We start from the raw sequence: 13584 nt of genomic DNA on the forward strand, positions 1-13584 counted from the left end.
GTTGGTTAATGCTATTCTGATAAGGTGGTTTTTAAGCGAATAGCAACATAATAGTTGTAGATTGACGGAATGAAGGGAGTTTTGAAATATGAATCGGAATGATTATAATGATGATTCTATTCAGGTGCTTGAAGGACTGGAAGCGGTCCGGAAACGCCCAGCGATGTATATTGGTTCTACCGATGTCCGCGGGCTGCACCATTTAGTATATGAAATAGTGGACAACTCGGTCGATGAGACCCTTGCTGGTTTTGGTAAGAAAATTGTTGTGACACTTCATGAAGACAATAGTGTTAGCGTGAGCGATGAAGGTCGCGGGATGCCTGTTGGGATGCACAAAACTGGCAAACCCACAGTAGAAGTTATTTTAACCGTTCTTCATGCCGGCGGTAAATTCGGCCAAGAAGGCGGCTACAAAACTAGTGGTGGACTCCACGGTGTTGGTTCATCCGTTGTAAATGCACTTTCTGAATGGTTAGTAGTTACAATTAACCGTGACGGCGCAACCTACCAACAAAAATTTAAAGACGGCGGAAAGCCTGATGGAACACTGAAAAAAATCGGAAAATCAAAAGCCACTGGGACAACAATTCGCTTTAAACCAGATCCAGCGATTTTTCCAACCACTTCATTTAACTATGAAACATTATCGGAACGTCTAAGAGAATCAGCGTTTCTTTTAAAAGGGATGTTAATCGAATTAATTGATGAACGTGTAGGTATGGCAGAGGCTTTCCACTTTGAAGAAGGTGTGAAAAACTTTGTTGAATATATTAATGAAGGCAAAGATGTGCTTCATCCAGTAGCTAGCTTTGAAGGAGAAAATGCGACCATTGAAGTAGAAATGGCGTTCCAATTCAATGATGGTTACTCTGAAAACATCTTGAGTTTCGTTAATAACGTTCGAACTCGCGGAGCAGGTTCCCATGAATCAGGTATGAAAGCTGCGATGACACGGATTTTCAATGATTATGCTCGTCGGGTGAATCTTTTAAAAGAAAAAGATAAAAACCTCGAAGGTAGCGATATTCGCGAAGGCCTATCTGCGGTGCTTTCTATCCGTGTTCCAGAAAAAATCCTTCAATTCGAAGGACAAACGAAAGAAAAATTAGGGACGCAGGAAGCTCGCCAGGCGGTTGATGCTGTAGTGGCGGAACATTTAGCTTACTTCCTTGCTGAAAACCCAGAAACAAGCTCACTTCTCGTTAAAAAGGCTGTTAAAGCCCGTGAAGCAAGAGAAGCTGCAAGAAAAGCCCGTGAAGAAACGCGTAACGGCAAGAAAAAGAAACGTTCAGAAACACTTCTTTCTGGAAAGTTAACGCCAGCACAATCACGAAACCCTAACAAAAATGAACTTTACCTAGTCGAAGGAGACTCGGCGGGAGGTTCAGCAAAACAAGGTCGTGACCGCCGTTTCCAAGCTATTTTGCCACTTCGAGGAAAAGTAATTAATACCGAGAAAGCAAAACTACAAGATATCTTAAAAAATGAAGAAATTAGCACGATTATCCATACAGTTGGTGCGGGTGTTGGTACCGAGTTTGATGTCGAGGATTGTAACTATGACAAAGTAGTTATCATGACCGATGCCGATACCGATGGCGCCCACATTCAAGTATTGCTACTAACATTCTTCTATCGTTACATGCGTCCGCTTGTTGAAGCTGGTAAAGTATTCATTGCCTTGCCACCACTTTACAAAGTCAGCCGCGGTTCCGGTAAAAAAGAAGTAATCGAATATGCCTGGACAGATGAAGAATTAGATTCTGCCATCCAAAAAATCGGTAAAGGCTACATGATCCAACGTTACAAAGGTCTTGGTGAGATGAACGCCGATCAACTTTGGGAAACAACGATGAATCCAGATACACGTACATTAATTCGTGTGCGAGTGGACGATTCTGCGCGTGCTGAACGCCGTGTGGCAACACTGATGGGTGATAAAGTTGAACCTAGACGTCAGTGGATTGAAAAGCATGTTGAGTTTTCTATGGAAGATAGCCAAAACATTTTAGAAAATGAAAACATGATGGTTGAGGAGGCGAAAGACATTTGAGTAATCCAGAACAACATATCCAAGACTTAGCGCTAGAAGAAGTTATGGGCGACCGTTTTGGTAGATATAGTAAATATATTATTCAAGAACGTGCGCTTCCAGATGTTCGTGACGGACTGAAACCAGTACAACGCCGGATTTTATTCGCAATGAATGTCGAAGGAAATACAGCCGAAAAAGGTTTCCGTAAATCTGCCAAAACAGTCGGAAACGTTATCGGTAATTACCATCCACATGGTGACTCTTCCGTTTATGAAGCAATGGTACGGATGAGTCAAGACTGGAAAGTACGTAATATGTTAATTGAAATGCACGGAAATAACGGTAGTGTCGATGGTGATCCACCAGCTGCAATGCGTTATACCGAAGCTCGACTTTCACCGATTTCAGCAGAATTACTACGCGATATCGAAAAAGAAACAGTCGATTTTATTCCTAACTTTGACGATACTTCCAGTGAGCCAACTGTTTTACCAGCGCGTTTCCCGAACCTTTTAGTAAACGGGTCTACTGGTATTTCCGCGGGTTATGCGACAGATATTCCGCCGCATAATTTAACCGAAATCATTGAAGCTGTCATCAAACGATTAGATAACCCGCTTTGCACAACCGATGATATTATGAAAATTGTCAAAGGTCCAGATTTCCCAACAGGTGGGATTATTCAAGGGATTGACGGTATTCGTAAAGCATATCAAACGGGTAAAGGACGCGTTGTCGTTCGTTCCAAAACAGAAATTGAAGATATCCGTGGCGGCAGAAAACAAATTACCATTCACGAAATTCCTTATGAAGTGAATAAAGCTAATTTAGTTAAACGCATGGACGAACTTCGTATTGAGAAAAAAATTGAAGGTATTTCAGAAGTGCGCGATGAAACAGACCGTACTGGACTTCGTATCGCAGTGGAACTTAAAAAAGATGCCAATGCAGAAGGCGTACTGAATTACTTATTTAAAAATACAGATTTACAAGTGAGCTATAATTTCAATATGGTCGCTATCAATAGAAAACGTCCTGAGCTAATGGGAATTATCCCGATGCTTGACGCGTATATTGACCATCAAAAAGAAATCATTACTAAGCGCTCTGAATATGATATCCGTAAAGCACGCGCGCGCCAACATATTTTAGAAGGATTAATTAAAGCACTTTCTATTTTAGATGAAGTCATCAAATTAATCCGTGGCTCGAAAGATAAACGTGATGCGAAATTAAACTTACAAACAAACTATGATTTCAGCGAAAAACAAGCAGAAGCGATTGTATCTTTACAACTGTATCGTTTAACAAATACAGATATTCATGAACTTCAAAGTGAAGCTGCATCTCTAGCAGAGCAAATTAGTGTTCTTGAAAAAATCCTAGGTGATGAAGCAGAACTTGTTGCTGTTCTAAAAGAAGAGCTAGTGGAAATCAAGAAAAAATACAAAACTGCCCGCCGTACAGAAGTGCAAGCAGAAATCACTGAAATCAAAATCGACACGGAAGTACTTGTTGCTAACGAAGACGTGATTGTTTCTGTGACGAAAGAAGGCTATGTGAAACGTACAAGCCAACGTTCTTACGCCGCTTCAAATGGTGCAGAACTAGCGATGAAAGAAGCCGACCATGCCATCTTCATTCAAAAAATGAATTCACTCGATTCGCTCTTGTTATTCACGAGCAAAGGGAATTTCATTTATCGACCAGTGCATGAGTTGCCAGATATTCGTTGGAAAAATCTCGGTGATCACGTTAGCCACTTGGCCAGCGATTTATCAGCAGGTGAAGAAATTCGTTCCGCCATTGCAATTCAAGCCTTTACGGAAGAAAAACGATTTTTATTCGTTACCAAAAACGGCATGACCAAGCAATCGGCTATCACGAATTACAAACCACAGCGCTATTCTAAGTCAATGATGGCAATTAAACTAAAAGATGATGATGAGCTGTTAAGTGTTCATTTGATTGATGGCACAGAAGATATTTTCTTAGCAACAAAAAATGGTTACGGTCTTCGCTATTCCATTACTGAAATCCCAGAGTCCGGCGCAAGAACGGCCGGCGTGAAAGCTATTAATTTAAAACAAGATGATATCGTTGTTGGCGGTGTTGTAATTACGCCTAACGAACAAAAACATATCCTTCTCGCAACACAACGAGGTTCACTTAAACAAATGAAAGCAAGTGAATTCGAACCAATTTCTAGAGCAAAACGTGGCTTACTAATGTTACGCGAACTGAAAAGTAACCCGCATCGCTTCATAGGGTTAACGCTTGCTGATAATAACGACCATTTATTTATCGAAACAAATACAGATCAAGTAGTCGAAATAGACATCAATAATCTACGGATAACAGATCGCTATTCTAACGGCTCATTTGTATTAGATGAAACAATGGAAGGAGAACCAACATCTATTTGGTTGGCAATTCCTGAAATCAAAGATACAACAGACGCAAAAGACGAATAATCATAAAAAGAGTTCTTGTATAGAAATATGCAAGGATTCTTTTTTTTGATATAATGACAAAGAATAAGAGGAGGGAAACGCATGGCAGAAAAAATGAATGTAGAAAGTTTTAATTTAGACCATACGAAAGTAAAAGCACCTTTTGTGAGACTAGCGGGAACGAAAGTGGGTGTCCACGGAGACGAAATTTACAAATATGATGTTCGCTTTAAACAACCTAATAAAGAACATATGGAAATGCCGGCGCTACACTCTTTAGAACATTTAATGGCAGAACTTGCTAGAAATCATACCGATAAATTAGTAGACATTAGTCCAATGGGATGCCAAACAGGTTTCTACGTATCATTGATAAATCATAGTGACTACGATGATGTGCTAGAAATCATCGCGACAACATTAAACGATGTTATCCAGGCAACTGAAGTTCCAGCATGCAATGAAGTTCAATGCGGCTGGGCAGCGAGCCATAGTTTAGAAGGCGCCCAAGCTTTGGCGGCGGAATTTCTAGCTAAAAGAAGCGAATGGAAAAATGTATTTGGCGAATAAAAGTAAAGTATCTAGTCTTTAAATAGGCTAGATGCTTTTTTGTATACTCAATAATGAAAGCGCATTCTCAATAAATGACACATTTTCGACATATTTATTGATTTTTTAGTAGTGTATGAAATACTGGGGAAACAGCACTTCTACAGCGGTTTGTCTTATTTATAATCATTATTAATTGAGTGTGCGAGTAATTTGCCTTAAAATGTTCACAATTTGTCCATTGGTATATACCGAAATCGGGTATATAATTTAAATCATTAAGGCAAGCGATTAGCTGTCTTAAAGGTTTTCAATGACAAGCATTCTAATTAAGAGAGGAACAACACAAGATGTCAATCAAATCCAAAATTATGAAAATCGGAGTTTGTAGTGTAATGGTACTTGTACCTCTATCCCAAACTTCTTTTCCAGGTTTTGCTGCTGAGGAAATAGGAACAGACACAGGTCAGGGAGCTATTAATATTCCTGATTCAGTATTAAAAGCTACTTTGAATAGTAACTTAGGTCAAGCAAGCACGGCAGATATTACAGAAGCTCAGATGTCGAGTCTTACGGGTCTTAATTTAAGTGGTAATATTACTGACTTAACAGGACTTGAATATGCGAAAAACCTTAACATGTTAACTATCTCGGATATAAGTGCAGGTAGCTATGCACCGATAGCGCAATTAACTAATTTAGAATACTTGACTATTACAGGTTCTAATGTAACTTCAATTGCGATACCAGATTTAACGAGTTTAACAGCTTTAAAAAGTTTGAGCATAACTAATACTAGCATAGATAATTCCGTATACTCTAAAATTAATAATATTTCGAGTTTAGCTAGCCTTAATTTGAAGGGTAATAAAAATATCACTAATGTTACAAATCTTAAAAGTTTGCCTAATCTATCTACTTTAGTAGTAGAAGATTGTCAGATAGCTGATTATAAAGGTGTAGAAGATTTCCCGCGACTAACAAATTTTCAAGGCGGAAAACAAGCATTTGCATCTCAAGCAGTGACAGAAATTAAGAGCAATATCCTTAATTATGATGCAAAAGCGCAAACCATGTTTATTCCTTTTAGCTTATTGACGCCTAATTCTTTAACCAATTTTGATGGTTCCAAGATTAGTCCTTCCTTTAAACTATATGAATATGAAGTGGAGTTGAGCACTGGAGCTGTTGCTGATAGTAAAATGACTGCTACGGCTGAGGGGATAACTATTAACGGCGTGACTCCAGCTGATTTTGACCAAATTGAAAATTTTACAGTCTCCACATTATTTGATGTTAGAAAAGCAACAAAACCTGCTAATTTAGCAACTGGCTATGGTATCAGTAACTCTTCTGTTAAAGGGAAATTCACAGTTGACCACTCTGTAAGTATTACAGCCGAAGATAACATCTCTTATATAGCTGGCGAAACAGTAACACCAGAAAAATTCTTAACAGATATTAACGCAAATGCTAATGGTCCGACAGTAACAAGTGACGTTGCAGAAAAAGTCGATTTTACAAAAGCTGGAACATACACTGTTACACTTAACGCAGAAAATTCAACAGGTGTTAAAAGTGAACCAATGCAAGTAACAGTTACAATCATTGAAAAAACAGCCATTACAGCTGATCTAGAAGTGACATATGAGCTTGATGAAGCAAAAACAGAAGAAGAATTTTTGGCTGACATCAAAGCTGCAACAAATGATGAAACACCAATTACAAGTGATTTCGCCACTGCAGTAGACTTCACGAAAGCCGGCGAATACACAGTAACATTAAATGCAGAATCAGATGTCCAAAAAGCAGACCCACTTACTGTAAAAGTAAAAATTAATGAAAAACCAGTAGATCCAGTGACACCAACACCAGATCCAGATCCGACGCCAGATCCAGACGATCCAACGACGGACCCAGATAATCCAGCGCCAACACCTACAAAAGGTAAAGCTAGTCAATCTGGTAGTTTAACAAGAAAATCTACAAAGTCTAGAGCTTCTTATTCAGCTCAATCAACTATCAACACAATAAAATTACCAAAAACAGGGGATTCGTTACCAGCAACAGGTGTAGTCGTGGGATTCTTAGTCTTAGGATTAGGCGTTATGATTGCTCGTAAAAAATAGATAAATAATATAAAGAGATAAAGATTTCATATTCAAAATTTGTTTTAGCGAAGAATTTTGTTCTTATAGGGAAAAGGGGAGCTAGTAATCCAAGCATTTTTTCCTGTAGTGCAAAGTTCTTCGTATTTTTAAACAGTTTTTTTAGATTTATAAGGCTTTATTGATTCGGGAAATCCATTAAATTGACACAATATAGTTGTTGTATTTAAGGCTTCCGACGATATAATCTGCTTATTTGATTGGGACTAGCCATTCCAAAGACTTTCAATAATAAGTAACTTGAAAATAGAAAGGAACAACCAAGATGTCAATCAAATCTAAAATTATAAAAATCGGTGTTTGTAGTGTGATGTTACTCGTACCACTTTCTCAAACTTCCTTACCAAGTTTTGCCGCAGAAGAAGTAGCCGTAGAAGATCAACAAGATATCGTGAATATTCCTGACGCCGAATTAAAAGCACAAATTAATCAATACATCGGCCAGCCAGCCACAGCGGATATTACCAAAACGCAATTAGCAGGTTTTGGGACACTAAGCTTAAGCGCTGGTATTACAGACTTCACAGGACTTGAATATGCAACTAACCTGGAAACCTTAACATTGAATAGCGTTAATGCAACTAACTATACAGCTATAGGTCAGTTAAAAGCATTAAAAACTTTATGGATTCAAAATTCTAATGTCACTTCAAGTTTAATACCAGATTTAAATGGTTTAACTAAATTAGAAAGCTTAAACCTAAGTAATACAAAGATAGATGATTCAGTTTATGTTAAATTTAATCAACTATCCAGTTTAATTGATCTTAATTTATCCGGCAATAAAGGACTTACACGTGTAAGTGAGCTTCAAAGTTTGTCTAATCTAACAAGGTTAAATCTAAATAATTGTCAAGTGTCTGATTTTAGAGGTATAGAAAATCTAGCGCATCTGACGAGTTTAACCTCAACAGGGGCACAGTTTATACCATCGGAAGTGCTGCAAATTAAGAGTAGCACCCTTAAGTATGACGCAAAACAACAAACCATGTTTGTTCCATTTGATATCATGACACCGAGCCATATAACCAATTATGACGGTTCGGCAGTTAATCCTGCATACAAAAATATGGCCTATAGACTTATTTTAAATGATGAGGACGTTGATTACGATAGAATAACAGGTATGCCGGATGGTTTATCAATCACAGGTGTGAATCCAGCAGAGTTTGACCAAATTGAAACATTAACTTTATGGACTATATTCGATTCGAAAGACGTGAAAACACCACCTAATTTAGCCGGAGGAACATTTAATGTTGGTGGAGCAGGTATGCAAGACTTTACTGTCGACCATTCAGCTACTATTGCAGCGGAAGAGAATATCTCCTACGTAGCTGGCGAAACAGTTACACCAGAAAAATTCTTAGCAGATATTAAAGCCGATGCGAACGGCGCAACAATTACGAGTGACGTGGCAGAAAAAGTTGATTTTACAAAAGCTGGAACCTACACAGTTACGTTAAACGCAGCCAATTCACTAGGCGTGCAAGCTGAACCAGTTCAAGTGACAGTGACAATCATTGAAAAAACTGTTATCACTGCTGATCCAGAAATCACTTACAACCTAAATGAAGCAAAAACAGAAGCTGAATTCTTAGAAGAAATCAAAGCCGCGACAAATGATGAAACACCGATCACAAGTGATTTCGCGACTGCAGTAGATTTCACCAAAGCAGGTGAATATACTGTAACACTCCATGCAGAATCAGATGTACAAAAAGCAGATCCGCTTACGGTGAAAGTAAAAGTAAGTGAAAAAACACCAGATCCAGAACCAACGCCAGACCCAGAAACACCATCTGATGAACCGGTTCAGTCTTCTGATTCCGTAGATGACCCAAGCAATAATGAAGCAGAACAAGCAGCGGGCTCAGTGAACCCAGCAGACCCTGTAGTATCTATATCCGCTCAAGCAACTACAAACAAAGTGAGTTTACCAAAAACAGGTGATTCGCTACCAGCAACAGGCGTAGTCGTAGGATTCTTAGTCTTAGGATTAGGTGTTATGATTGCACGTAAAAAATAAGTAAATAAAAAACTATTCGCTCTACATGGAGCGAATAGTTTTTCTTTGAATCTAGATATGGTTTTAGACGGATAATGAGTATCTATGTATACCTTGAAGAAGGAAAAACAAAAGCACCTTACTTGGAAAAGTCACAATTTAGTCACAGTTTATGAATCCTTTAATAGTGCGTGGAATACTAGATAAATAGCTGGTTTCTCATGATATATGATTCTTTAAACCGGTTTTGTGATTTAATTATGGATGAAATCATCAATAATTGTTCACAAAATGACTATTGGTATTTATAATCAATGGGTATATAATTTACTAGGTTAGATTAGTATTTAGCTGTTTTAAGACAATTAATTTGATAAGAGAGAGGAACAACAAAGATGTCAATAAAATCTAAAATTATGAAAATCGGAATTTGTAGCGTAATAGTATTAATGCCACTATCACAAATTTCTTTACCAAGTTTTGCTGCAGAAGAAGTAGCGGATGATGCAAGTCAGGATATTGTGAACGTACCAGATGCTGAATTAAAATCACAACTAAACTATGCAATGGGTGGAGCAGCTACGGCAGATATTACAAAAGCTCAAATATTAGGTTTGGAGAGTATCAGTTTATCTGGTTCTATTACGGACTTAACAGGTCTTGAAGCTGCAACTAATCTTAAGACGTTAACGATAAATAGTAAAACTATAACTAATTATGAACCGATAGCGGAACTACCTAATTTAGATACCCTATGGATTGAAAATTCTGATTTGACCCCAAGTTTGCTACCTGATTTAAATGGTTTAACCAATTTAACTACTTTGTCACTACTTGGGAATAAGCTAGATAATTCGGCTTATTCTAAAATTAAAAATCTACCCAATTTAGCTAATCTTAATTTATCTAAAAATCCAGGACTCACTAATATTAGTGAGTTACAAAGTTTGGTCAATCTTACTACTTTAAATGTTTCCAACTGTCAGATAGCTGATTTAACTGGTTTGGATGCTTTTCCAAAATTAACTAATTTTAATGCAGGGAGCCAACAGTTTGCTCCTCTGGAAGCGACAGCAATTAAAAGTAAGTCGCTTAATTACAACGTGACAGCACAAACCATGTTTGTCCCATTTGACATAATGACACCAGATTCTATCACCAACTTTAATGGAGCAAAGATTACACCGTCATACAAACCTGACATGTATATGATAGCAACGAACGACGGAGTTATTGATGGTAGTAGAATGACTGGATCAGTTGAGGGGATTACCATAAGTGATGTGACGCCAACTGAGTTTGATCAGATTGCAAATCTCACTTTTTATACCATGTTTGATTTTTCAAAAGCAGGCACACCAGCCAATTTAGTAGGAAAAACATATACTATAAGTGCTGCGGGTATGCAAGAATTCACGGTTGATCACTCTGTAGATATTACTGCTGAAGAGAACATAACTTATGTAGCTGGCGGTACTGTGACACCAGCAAAATTCTTAACCGATATTAAAGCAGATGCTAATGGTTCGACAATTACTAGTGATTTTGCAGATAAAGTAGATTTTGCGACACCAGGCACTTATACTGTAACACTAAATGCAGAAAATACTCTTGGCGTGAAAAGTGAACCATTCCAAGTGACAGTAACAGTTGAAGCGAAAACAGTTATCACAGCTGATCCAGAAGTAACTTATAGTCTAAACGAAGCAAAAACAGAAGAAGAATTTTTAACAGAAATTAAAGCTATGACCAATAACGAAACACCAATTACAAGTGATTTTGCGACGGTTGTAGACTTTACAAAACCAGGTAAATATACAGTAACACTTAATGCGGAATCAGCTCTCCAAAAAGCTGCGCCACTTACTGTGACAGTAACAATAAGTGAAACAATACCAGATCCAGAACCAACACCAGACCCGGATCCAGATCCAACAGACCCAACAGATCCCGAAGATCCAGCTGAACCGGCTAATTCGGTTGATCCTGTAGTTGAAATTTCTGCTAACACACCTGTAACAACAGTGAAATTATTACCAAAAACAGGTGATTCACTTCCAGTAACAGGCGTTGTCGTAGGATTCTTAGTCTTAGGATTAGGCGTTATGATTTCCCGTAAAAAATAAGTGAACAAAAACTATCCGATCCCATAAGGGGCGGATAGTTTTTTTGCGTTCTTTTCGATAGCAATACTAAATGCAAAGAAACTATCCTCTTGATGAATAGGCGGATAGTTTCTTTGCATTTATCTCTATTTGATTCTGTTTCGACAAATTTCCGACAAATTCTCCAAGCTTTTTTCTTATGTAAACTACTAGTAAAATCCCGCGCAGAAACTAGGATCACGAAATTTAATGTCCTAGCTAGGTACTAAAATTCACATTTTTAGCTGTTTTTGTACACAATTTATCTATTGGTATTAGACTGGAAGGGAACTATAATTACATCCATAAAGTTCCTTTTGAAAAGCTTAGTAATCTTATCTAAGCTAAATTAATAGAGTGGAGAGGGTAATGACTTATGTCAATGAAAACAAAACTAGTAAAAATTGGAGTATGTTGTGCAATAGTAATCGTTCCAATTTCGCAAACTACTTTGCCGGTTTTTGCAGCAGAACAGACAGGTTTAAAAGCGAGTCAAGATAATGTAAATATCCCAGATGCTGTTTTTAAACAGTATTTAAATAGTCTTCTTGGACAAGCAAGTACAGCGAACATCACAGAAGCACAGATGGATTCCTTAACAAGCATTACGTTAAAGGATATCAATGTTACTGATTTAACAGGTATTGAATATGCCCATAACCTGAAATATCTAACTATCAACAATATTGAAGTAACAAATTTTAGCTCAATAAGTGGTCTCGATAAATTAGAACAATTAAGAATTTTGGGAGATACTATCACCTCAGATGAAATTCCTAATTTAAGCGGACTTACTGATTTAACTTTACTGGATCTTTCGCATAGTGCGCATGATGATTCTATTTTAACTAAAATAAATCAACTACCAAACGTTAAAAGGATTGATCTTAGTTATAATGGTGCAATAACAGACATCATGCCTCTTAAAAATATGCCAGAACTTACGAATTTAAATGTTCAATTTTGTGGTATACATGATTACCGTGGTATAGAAAATTTTCCGAAATTAACTCAATTATACGCATATGGACAAAATATTGGTGCGAAAAAATTAATTAACTCTGAAATCAAAAGTAGTGCTTTAACGTATAATGCGGATAATCAAACAATGTACGTTCCATTTACAATCATGACAGAACGAACTGTTAACTATGATGGTTACACGCCAGATTTTCTGAAGTCTACCTCTAGCAGCAATACCTTCTTTTCGATGAATGAACAAGAAATTAATGGTAGCCGACTAACTATTACAAGCGACGGCTTAACAGTAAGTAATGTTAGCAAAACAGATTTCGATAATCTTGAAAAAATGGAATTTAACGCACGAATTGATTTACCATACGACACATATAATTCACCAGACCAATTTAAAAATGGCGGTACTTACACTATTTCAGGTCCAGTCTATGATCATTATTTTACTGTAGATCACTCTTTGACTATTACAGCTGACAGCGATAAAACTTATGTAGAAAATAAAGCAGTTACAGAAGCAGCGTTTTTAGCAGATATTCATGCGCAATCAGATGATGGTTCGGCAGTTACAAGTGATTTTGCTGATAAAGTAGATTTCACAACACCTGGGACATACACAGTTACTTTACAATCAGAAAATAATGCCGGATTAAAAGCGGATCCAGTACAAGTAAATGTAACAATTAAAGCAACAACAACTATTACGGCAGATAATAGCATTACTTATAAAACCAATACATCGAAGACAGAAGCAGAATTTTTAAAAGATATTCAAGCGAAAACGAATGATGGTACAACGATTACAAGCGATTTTGCAACGATGGTAGATTTTTCTAAACCAGGAAAATATATCGTTACGCTAAACGCTGAAAATGATTTGCAAAAAGGAGCGCCCGTACAAGTGACGGTTATTGTGAAAGACGAAACACCGGTGCCGGATCCAACGCCTACACCTGATCCAACACCAGACCCAGACCCAACACCAAGCCCAACACCAGATCCTACACCAAATCCAGTGGTTGTTACACCAAGCGTCGATAAACCAGTGACACCAATTCCAAGCATCCCGTCGCTAACAGTTGATGAGAAGAAAGCGACAACAACAAGCGTAAAAACAGCAGCAAGTACAAATGCATTACCAAAAACAGGTGATTCCTTGCCTGTAGCAGGAGTGACTGTTGGCGCTTTATTAATTGGATTAAGCTGGATGGTTTCGAGAAGAAAATAAAAAACTATCCGCCCCGGTAAA

General features: G+C 37.6%; 7 protein-coding genes. All 7 read left to right on the forward strand.

Annotation, left to right across the window (positions count from 1 at the left end):
• Positions 1 to 88: 88 nt before the first annotated feature.
• The 7 genes from parE (at position 89) to inlK (ending at position 13563) form a co-directional block, all read left to right on the forward strand.
• Positions 89 to 2056: a DNA topoisomerase IV subunit B gene (gene parE, locus HCB49_RS04975; RefSeq protein WP_070294119.1), complete on the forward strand. Its 1968-nt coding sequence runs from the start codon at positions 89 to 91 to the stop codon at positions 2054 to 2056.
• Positions 2053 to 4512 carry a DNA topoisomerase IV subunit A gene (parC, locus tag HCB49_RS04980; RefSeq protein WP_185604273.1) on the forward strand — a complete coding sequence of 820 codons (2460 nt, stop codon included), beginning with the start codon at positions 2053 to 2055 and terminating at the stop codon, positions 4510 to 4512. The genes parE and parC overlap by 4 nt, the downstream gene beginning before the upstream one ends.
• 81 nt (positions 4513 to 4593) lie before the next feature.
• Positions 4594 to 5061, forward strand: coding sequence for an S-ribosylhomocysteine lyase (locus HCB49_RS04985; protein WP_009913867.1), 468 nt, complete (start codon positions 4594 to 4596; stop codon positions 5059 to 5061).
• 329 nt (positions 5062 to 5390) lie between these two features.
• Positions 5391 to 7169 carry a LapB repeat-containing protein gene (locus HCB49_RS04990; RefSeq protein WP_185604274.1) on the forward strand — a complete coding sequence of 593 codons (1779 nt, stop codon included), beginning with the start codon at positions 5391 to 5393 and terminating at the stop codon, positions 7167 to 7169.
• Between the two features lie 304 nt (positions 7170 to 7473).
• Entirely contained in the window at positions 7474 to 9237 is a 1764-nt protein-coding gene (locus HCB49_RS04995; protein WP_185604275.1) for a LapB repeat-containing protein, read from the forward strand.
• A 374-nt stretch (positions 9238 to 9611) separates the two neighbouring features.
• Positions 9612 to 11342: a LapB repeat-containing protein gene (locus tag HCB49_RS05000; protein ID WP_185604276.1), complete on the forward strand. Its 1731-nt coding sequence runs from the start codon at positions 9612 to 9614 to the stop codon at positions 11340 to 11342.
• A gap of 394 nt (positions 11343 to 11736) precedes the next feature.
• A complete protein-coding gene (inlK, locus tag HCB49_RS05005; RefSeq protein ID WP_185604277.1) occupies positions 11737 to 13563 on the forward strand; it encodes a class 1 internalin InlK in 1827 nt (608 codons plus the stop codon).
• Positions 13564 to 13584: the final 21 nt, after the last annotated feature.

Source organism: Listeria cossartiae subsp. cayugensis, assembly GCF_014229095.1.
Classification (GTDB): domain Bacteria; phylum Bacillota; class Bacilli; order Lactobacillales; family Listeriaceae; genus Listeria; species Listeria cayugensis.